Source organism: Zhongshania sp., assembly GCF_041584495.1.
Classification (GTDB): domain Bacteria; phylum Pseudomonadota; class Gammaproteobacteria; order Pseudomonadales; family Spongiibacteraceae; genus Spongiibacter.
Map to the genome: position 1 here is coordinate 1 of NZ_JBFHDY010000133.1, position 9,059 is coordinate 9,059.

Below are 9,059 nucleotides of genomic sequence, written 5' to 3' on the forward strand. Positions count from 1 at the left end.
ACCCTTGCCGTTCGGCTAATCGTTCCCCTTGCCGGGCCGATAGTGGACTCTCACCACCAAGTCATCCAATCGCCACCACGCGGTTTGGAACAGCGCCCGTCACGGCGCTACGCGCCATGCCTGGCGCACGCATAAAAAAGGGGCCTAAAAGGCCCCATAAGAATGCTGGCGCCCTCACGCAACAGAGGTAGACAGCCGTCCCACTAATTCATCTGTTCAAAACCATGTAGACAGGACAATACTATACCGCAAGTTTATGGCGATGATGATAGGCAATTTCCACTAGAGCCTATTTATCCAAATATTCACCACTTCCGTCACAAAAAATCGTTAGCGTTGCGGCGAACCGCACTGCCAACACAGTTTAAAACTGACGCCATTGTGCTCTTTACACCGCGGGCACTGCCATTCACGATCATCATCTTTGCTTAAATCGGCCAATAGCGCCTCTGCTACGGCGACACTGTCAGCGGCCACCCACAGTTCTGGCCACACATCGGTAAAGGCCAAACCACCGCTAGCATAAGCATTGCGCAATTCCGTTGTCAGCCCTGCCGTTGCTAAAACATTTCCGGCATTGGCAACCACGCTTAAATTAGGATCAGTAAAGACTTTCTTCACCGAGGCTAGCACGCTGGCCGAAGTGGGCGAACATCGATGCCTGCCAATGTCGGATCAAAGGCGTCCGTTAATAAGCTATCATAGCGGCAGTCATCATAGGCAATAATGGCATCGGCCTGCGCTTGATTAAACACACCATTTGCTACTGCACTAACCACTTTCTCAGCGGTAGAGTCGCCAGCTAAATCCCCTTGCTTGTCTAAACTAAGAAAATGTTCGTAATCTTTTTCTACCGCGACCAGAAGCTGGTAAGTGTAATGAATTCGGCCCTGGGCATCCTGTGGATCAGGACTGGTATAAACCTTGTCCGCCAATAAATTGCGCACCGAACTTGGCTGCAGAATTAACTCACCCAGCGCACGAATCTCATCGTCTGACGGCGTCCACTGTGGTAGCCCCCAAGGGAAAAACACCGCTTTTAATATTGCACCCAAGCCTCTAACAGGCAGATTACGATAAAACGCCGCCAAGGCCGTATTCATTGCAATAAAGCACTGCTTTAAGGCATATTCTGCGTGTAGCTCATTAGCTTCATCTGGTGTTTGGGCATCGTGAAACTTAAGCAATGCGCAGGCAATCACCAACTGGCTGTGCACATCACCCAAACGCGCCGACAATAATTCGCGGCGTTTCAAATCGCCTCCCAAGGTCAGTAGCGCAACATCCGCGCTCGCCGCAAATACGGCGCTGTAGCGATTGATATGACGATACCAGCGTGCCGACAATTCGCTATTACCGCATTTGGGTTTGCCCAACAAGCCGCCACTGAGACCCTGCAAAATTCCGCGGCTAAACACCTCTGCAATGTGGCCAAGATGCCCCATTATTAAACCATCAAACCGCGGCAAGGCGTCTGCAGACTCATCACTGAGCACGGCTAATTCATCGGCTAAATAGGGGTGGCAGCGCATTGCGCCCTGACCAAAGATAATCATGGAACGCGTCAGAATATTCGCGCCTTCAACCGTGATGGCAATTGGCACAGTTTGGTAGACCAAGGCCATAAAATTGCGCGGCCCCATTTGAATACCGCGACCACCAAGAATATCCATGCTGTGATTAACGACGCCTCGCAGCTTTTCAGTGGCGTGGTATTTTGCCATGGCGGTCAGCACCGACGGGGCGCCATCGTCTAGCGCGCGGGTAACGAGGGCGCGATAGGCCTCAAGCATATACGCCGACGCCGCAATCTCGGCGCTGGCCTCTTGCACTCCTTCAAACTTACCAACCGAAATGCCAAACTGGCGGCGGATACGGGCAAAGGCGCCCACCAGCAGATAGCCCATTTCACCGCCTGCCGTCGACAGCGCTGGCAGCGACACCCCACGGCCAGCGCCCAAACATTCCACCAACATCCGCCAGCCTTGACCAATGTATTCTTGGCCACCAATCAGCATGTCCATGGGAATAAACACATCGACACCGGTAATTGGGCCATTCATAAAGGCTGAGCCAGGATTATGACGCCGACCAATTTCCACCCCCGGCAAGGTCGCGGGCACCAAGGCGCAGCTAATACCGCGCTCGACCTCATCGCCGATCAGTCCGTCGGGGTCGCTAAGCCTAAAGGCCAGCCCCACCACCGTGGCAACCGGCGCGAGGGTAATCCAGCGTTTAGAGAAGTTTAATTTAACGCCGAGCACCCGCTTGCCTTCGTAATCTTGTTCGCAGACTACGCCGGTATCGGGAATAGCACCGGCGTCCGAACCGGCTTCAGGGCTGGTAAGGCCAAAACAAGGTAATTCTTCACCCTTGGCTAAGCGCGGCAACCAAAAATCTTTTTGTTCCTCACTGCCGTATTTCAGCAGTAATTCACCCGGCCCCAACGAATTGGGCACCATTACAGTCACCGCCGCCACAGTTGAGCGACTCGCAATTTTACTTACCACCCGGCTTTGGGCATAAGGACTAAAGCCTAAGCCACCGTAAGCAGGGGGAATAATCAGCCCCAAAAAGCCTTTGTCTTTAATGAATTGCCAAACCTCTGGGGGCAAATCTTTGGTCTCGTGATGAATTTTCCAGTCCGACAGCATGGCGCACAGGGCCTCAGTTTCGCCGTCGATAAAAGCCTGCTCTTCAGCGCTGAGTTCAGACAGTTCAATGTCTTCAAACACCGCCCAATCAGGTCGGCCAGAAAAGAGCTCTTTCTCCCACCACGTGGTGCCGGCATCCAGCGCTTCACGCTCGGTGTCGCTCATGGGAGGCATCATTTTTTTGAGTGCGGCCATCGCTGGGGCAGATAAAATTCGTATCCGCAGTGGCTTAAACAACAGCACGGCTAAGACAGCAAAGAGTATTAATAGACTCAGGGGGTGCAGAAATATCGGGCTACTCAAGCCTAGCAGTAGCCACCCCAAGGCTATGACTACTGCACCACTGTGTGCTGACAAACGCCGATAAAAAACAACTAACACTAATAAAATAAATGCGAAAACGCTGAGTACACTGGCCATATTACAATCTCCAAATTAAGTGGTGATGTTCTTAGCCTGCCAAGCCCTATATTCCAAAAGCCTTAATGTTCTAATCTGGTGTTGCACTAAAACTTGGATCGGCGCCTGATGTAGGCCCTGAGCCATGATGCAAGCCCGACACAATATGCAAATCCCGCTGGGGAAACGGCACCACAATGCCCGCCGCGACCAGCGCGCTGTCTATTGCCCACAAAAATGCGGAACGCGTGCCACTCTGCTGAGCAGCGTATTCTGGTTTAACCCAAACCAGTAATTCAAAATCCAAACTGGAATCGCCAAACGCCTTCATAATTACCGTGGGCGCGCGTCCTGGAAAATCCAACAAGGTTTGCGGTAATTCCTTTATCGCGTCTAGCACTACGTCTCGCATGCGCTCTTTATTCGTACCGTATGCCACACCAAATGGAATTCGCATGCGACAGTAATTATTGGTGTGCGTCCAATTGGTGACCTTGCCGTTTACAAATTCGGAATTAGGGACAATAACCTCGGCATTTTCCAAGGTAGTAATAATCGTTGCCCTAACCGTGATTTCCGCCACCACGCCAAGCACACCACTTTCCAATTGCACGTAATCACCCACCTTCAGTGAACGTTCAACCAAAATAATCAGCCCCGATACAAAATTACTGAATATGGCTTGCAGACCGAAGCCGATACCCACCGACAGCGCCGAGGCCACGAGCGCTAGCTTGCTCAAATCAATACCGATTACCGACAGGGCAACAAACACCCCTACGATCAAGACCACGTAATGGATTAGACGTTCAATGGTATAGAGGGTGCTGCTGGAAAACGCCGCGCGGCGTTGGGCAACTGAGCGCAAACTACCCCGCAACACTCGCGAAGCTGCCCATGCAATACCGACCACCACACAACCCGCGAGCAAGGTCCCCAACGTCACCGGGGTTTTACCAAGGCTGACCAAAGGGTAGGACAGATAACTGCTTAGAGAAATGAAAAAACTTTCAACGGTAATGATAGCGGTCCTCAGTGAACGGCCGCGCGGCGGCCTATATTATCTTTTTAATATAGGCCTTTACGTGTAAAACAGCGAACTTTTAAGGCTGCCAAGACAGTGTAATACCGTAGGTCACCGGCATACCGGTGTAGCGACCGATGGTATCGAGCTGATTGGTGACATTATTATAATAGTACTCGTCGCCGAGGTTGCGACCCCACAGCATGAGCTGCCAAGGGCCCGCCGCTGGCCCAAAGCCAAGCCGCGCATTAATCAGGCCGTAATCATCAATGAAAAAGCGTTGGTCCTGTTCCAGCGAAGCGTTGGTTTCACCGCTATAGCTGTAATCAATACCCAGCGACAGCTCATAGCGCTCAAAGACGGGTAGCACATAATCTAATAGCAGAGTGTATTCCCAGCGCGGACTGTAATTAAAGGGCTTGCCAGCAAAGTCGAACTCATCGCCGTTGCTGTCACCGCTGACAAACTCTTCAACTTCAGTGTCTAAATACGCCGCCGCAAGGGACAAATACAAGCCTTCTATCGGCGTGTATTTCACGTCCAACTCAGCACCGCGCACCGTAGACTTGGGGGCATTGCGCAAAATTGGCAGCGCACCAAAGACAGGGTCGCGGAAGTTGGTCACCAACTGTTTATCTTGATAGCGGTAATCAAATACTGAGGCATTGAGCTGCATGGTTTTGTCGAGCACGGTCAATTTTCCACCGATCTCCAAGGCGTCGAGCTGCTCTTGGGTAACGGGTTCAAACTGCACTGAATCCGAGATATTAATCACCGGAAAGCTACCCGATTTAAAGCCGCGACTCAGCGCGACAAAAGCCAACATGTCTTCGACAAAGCGCCAATCGAGCGCAAGACGCCCAGACACATTGTCTTCACTCAACTCACCAAAGTAGCGGCCAGGCCGGCGTGTTTCATTGTCCAAAGTAAAGCAGCCGCCTTGTTCCGCCGTGCCAGGCAGATAACCGGCCAGCGGCGATTGCAGTAAACTAATCCCGCTAAAGGCCTCGCCCAGGCCGACACCTTCGTCTTGCGCGCCGGGCGAATCTTGGTCAGCGCCGGGCTCATCGCCAACGTTAACATCCTGCCCGCAGCCATTAAACTTACGGGACTCGTCGGTGTAGCGCGCGCCGCCGCTTAAGGTCCAATCATCGGCCAGGACCCACTCGGTGTGAAAAAAAACCGCCGCCACCTCGGCAAGCTGATTGCCGCCAAAGCCCGATCGATTATCCAGCCCCGCCACACCGTCACCGTTCGGCGCGTCAACGGGGAAAATAATACTCACCGTCTCGTGATGCAGGCGCTGAAACTCAGCGACATCATCTTCACTGTAATTCACACCAAGTTGCCAGAAGACGTCGGGGTGCGCGTTGCCCGCTAAGCGCCACTCCAAATTGTAATAATCAGTGGTCGCAAACACATTGCGTTCGGTATTCACCGTGTCGACACCAGACTGGGGAATAAAGCTGCCATCAGACTCAAAACGGCCGAGTGAGCCCAAAAACACCGCCTCGAGATCCTCTGACAAGGTCCAGGCCACGCGCACACCTGTGGAGTAAAAGCTGTCATTTAAGCGAAACTCCATACCGACATTTGGCCAATCAGCGGCGCGATTGTCTTGGGTGTCTTTATCATTAACTGGATAATCTGCCACCTCAGGGTGCAGGCCAGCCTCGCCCAAGGTCGCGTTCTGAGATTCAATGGCAATCACTTGCAGAGCCTGAGGCTCGGAGCGATCGCGCCAACCGTCGAGGTGATAGCTAATATCAAGATTGTCGGCGGCTAACCAGCTCAGCGAAAAACGCCCGCTCTGCTTATTGACTTTACCCAAGGTATCGTAGCCAAACTGCTGATACTCACCGCCTAAATTCCGCCCAGTTTTGCCGTTGTAGACATCGCTGCTAGGGTGACGGGTACGGCTACGCTGCCAACCTTCACTGCTATTAATAGCGCGTAGCGCCAGGCGCGCACTAACGATCTCAGACAGCGGCCCATTAATAAAGCCATTGGCTTCACTGGTTTCATAGCTGCTATAGCCCACACTGCCGCCATAAATCAAACTATCACTGGGCTTATTGGCAATATAATTTATCGCGCCACCGGTGGTATTGCGGCCGTAAAGCGTGCCTTGAGGGCCTTTTAGCACCTCTACCCGCGCCAGGTCCAAATTACTGCCCTTGGTCATAATCGGGAAAGGCAAATTGAATTCATCAATATAAACCCCCACCGTCGCGCTAGCGGTTTGGCTATTTTCATTAAAGCCGACCCCTCGCAGGGTATAAATTGGGGTGTTAAAGCCGCCATCGGCGTAAGAGAAGCCCGGCAGCAATTTACCAAGATCCGTGGTATCGCTGACCCCGAGCGCAACGAGGTCTTCGCCGGTATAGGTGGTAATGGCCAAGGGGATGTCATTGACACCCTCCTCACGCTTTTGCGCCGTAACCAGCACTTCTTCTATGCTTAAACCCCGCCGACTCTGGGGATTTTCTTGGGCATTCAGGGCCGCGGCTTGGGACAAACCCAATAATATTAAAGTCAATTTTGTAAACGTGTTCACCTAGGTCTCACTCTCGGCAGGCTATCAGCAGCGCATGCTAGGGGCTCAGCCTAGGCTTTTCAAGCGAAGGGCAGGTTTTGGGAAAAATATTCTAAACTTAGATCATTTAATTATTACCAATAAAGTCAATACCTTAGACAGTGGCACCGAGACCTACTGATCCCCGGCGGCCCTCCGCCACGCAGCGAGCATGGTATCGCGCTGCGATTCACTTACCGCAGCCCTTCCCAGCCACACACTCAAAATTAGCGCCGCGGCATTAGGGTCGTGAATTACACCCAAATGTTCCTCATTCAAATACAACTGCAAACCCCGCTCTGGCAGCCAAACAAGACGGTATTGCTGCCCCCTTTCAACACTTTTATACCAGCTGCTAAATAAGGTGATGTCCGCTTTAGCGGGCGCCAATTCCGCAGGCGAATAGGCCCCAGTCAACGCCTTGTCGGTCATGCTGCGAAAGCGCTCCGCCGACACTCCGATTTTATATTCAATAATGATTTGCTTGGCGTAATCTGGCGCCAGAATATCACCAGACGCGGGCAGAGCTTGCTGGGGGTCAACTTGCAGACGGGTGTAGGTCAAATCCTTCCAGAGCAAGCTGAAGGTTTCCGCGCTCACGGTCCGCCAATTTTCAGCCGCCATTAAGGGTGCCGATATCAAGCCTGCAAACATCAGCAATGGAATACTGAGCAGATACGCCTTGCGATTTTTATTCATTGTCCACTACCCTTAATTGTCACTATTGACCTGCGACCCTCCATCAAAAAAAACCGCAGTTTTAGCGCCACTAGCGCCACCCCATATACGGCGCTGATCGCCCACGCTAGCGGTACTGAGCGGTGCCGCCTAACTCCCCGGCAGACAAACCGTCAACAGCAAGACTGCAAGCAACAACACAAGAACTGAGGGGGCCGATATGGCAGGTAATATCATTGCCAATAGCGTTCCGAGAATAGCATGGCTTCGCGGCTGCTGTTATAACGCAGCCGATCTAGCGCGGGAAAATGAGATATTCACAGGGAGCGCCAACCACGGTACAGTAATACCTGTCCGGCCCAACATGGGCAGTATTAGCCCGCTAGCCAATAATGGCAAGGGCCAAGGGTGGGGCAGATAAACCAATGCCAATGCACTGCTGGCGATGAACAGCCAAGCGCCTAACCATAAGACGCGATGGCTGCCATGCTGATCGACCTAGGCCTCCGCGGGCAAATCGCTCAGCACGTCAATCGCTCTCGCGGCAAAGAACACCAAACCGACTATGCTGTAACCATAGCAGCCCGGTTCAGCCAGCCAGAGTAGTGCATAAAGATAAAAAGGCAGGCCTATGGCCGCTAGTAGTAAGTCTGGTAAAGCATAACGAATAAATTGCCAGCTTCAGAAGGGATTCGACTTTCATTTTCCTTAACAGAGGCGACGACCTTAGTCGCGCCGCTAGTATTGGCTGTGCCAAATCTGTTTAGGCTAAATATACGTAAATAAGACAAAGCGGGATCAGCGATATATTTATGCAAACACCATTAAAGTTAGCACCCTTAAAAATTGCCGTCATTGGCTCAGGCATTTCGGGCTTGAGTAGCGCTTGGCTGTTGAGTAAACACCATCAAATAACGGTGTTTGAACAAGATTCCCGACTCGGTGGCCATACCAACACTGTCGATATCCAAACCAGTGCCGGTACCATTGCCGTTGATACTGGCTTTATTGTTTTTAACGAGCACTGCTACCCCAATTTAGTGGCGCTGTTTAAGTACTTGGACATTCCATATCAAGGCACCGACATGTCCTTTGGGGTGTCCTTAGACCAAGGCCGCCTTGAATACAGTGGTTCGAACTCCATCGCCACTATGTTCGCCCAAAAGCGTAATGCGTTTCGTCCCCGCTTCTGGGGCATGATCCGAGATTTACTGCGCTTTTATAAGCAAAGCGCTGGCTGGCTGCAAACCCTGCCTGAAGATTTGTCACTCGGCGAGCTGCTGCGCCAAGAAAAATTTGGCCCTGGCTTTTGCGACGATCACTTGCTGCCAATGAGCGCCGCCATTTGGTCAACGCCAACCGAAAAAATGCTCGCCTACCCCGCCAAAGCCTTTTTACGCTTTTGCGACAATCACGGCTTACTGCAAGTCAATGAGCGCCCCCAATGGCAGACAGTCACCGGCGGCTCCCGCGAGTACGTAAAACGGCTGAGCGCCGACTTCCCCGAGGACATTCGATTAAACTGTGGTATTAGGAAAGTACATCGCTTCAACGATCATGTGATACTTGTCGATCAGAGCGGCGAAAACCATCGCTTCGATCATGTGGTTATGGCTGGACACGCCAACCAATCACTGGCCATGCTTGATAAGCCCAGCAGCGCAGAACGGAGCCTACTCGGCGCCTTTAGCTATGAAGAAAACGAAGCGGTATTACACCGTGACGAAAA

The 9,059-nt window shown here is 52.1% G+C and carries 6 protein-coding genes; 1 reads left to right on the forward strand and 5 read right to left on the reverse strand.

From position 1 onward, the window contains the following. Window positions 1–330: 330 nt before the first annotated feature. The 5 genes from ABYP33_RS16015 to ABYP33_RS16035 all read right to left on the reverse strand — a co-directional run bounded on the left by ABYP33_RS16015 (window position 331) and on the right by ABYP33_RS16035 (window position 7,351). Window positions 331–621: a DUF2007 domain-containing protein gene (locus ABYP33_RS16015; protein WP_373092158.1), complete on the reverse strand. Its 291-nt coding sequence runs from the start codon at window positions 619–621 to the stop codon at window positions 331–333. A 5-nt stretch (window positions 622–626) separates the two neighbouring features. Continuing rightward, a complete protein-coding gene (locus ABYP33_RS16020) occupies window positions 627–3,074 on the reverse strand; it encodes an acyl-CoA dehydrogenase (RefSeq protein ID WP_373092159.1) in 2,448 nt (815 codons plus the stop codon). A gap of 70 nt (window positions 3,075–3,144) precedes the next feature. Then, the gene (locus tag ABYP33_RS16025; protein WP_373092160.1) at window positions 3,145–3,999 is read right to left on the reverse strand and encodes a mechanosensitive ion channel family protein; all 855 of its coding nucleotides are present in this window, start codon (window positions 3,997–3,999) and stop codon (window positions 3,145–3,147) included. Between the two features lie 157 nt (window positions 4,000–4,156). Then, entirely contained in the window at window positions 4,157–6,634 is a 2,478-nt protein-coding gene (locus tag ABYP33_RS16030; RefSeq protein WP_373092161.1) for a TonB-dependent receptor, read from the reverse strand. A 153-nt stretch (window positions 6,635–6,787) separates the two neighbouring features. Further along, window positions 6,788–7,351, reverse strand: coding sequence for a chalcone isomerase family protein (locus ABYP33_RS16035; RefSeq protein ID WP_373092162.1), 564 nt, complete (start codon window positions 7,349–7,351; stop codon window positions 6,788–6,790). Between the two features lie 791 nt (window positions 7,352–8,142). Between ABYP33_RS16035 and ABYP33_RS16040 the strand changes: the two genes are divergently transcribed. Beyond that, a partial coding sequence (locus ABYP33_RS16040) for an NAD(P)/FAD-dependent oxidoreductase (protein ID WP_373092163.1) occupies window positions 8,143–9,059 on the forward strand: 917 nt, incomplete at its 3' end.

What these genes read in the sequence shown, in the direction of transcription:
- ABYP33_RS16035 (WP_373092162.1), bottom strand. Translation starts at nt 7,351, where the DNA reads ATGAATAAAAATCGCAAGGCGTATCTGCTCAGTATTCCATTGCTGATG.
- ABYP33_RS16020 (WP_373092159.1), bottom strand. Translation starts at nt 3,074, where the DNA reads ATGGCCAGTGTACTCAGCGTTTTCGCATTTATTTTATTAGTGTTAGTT.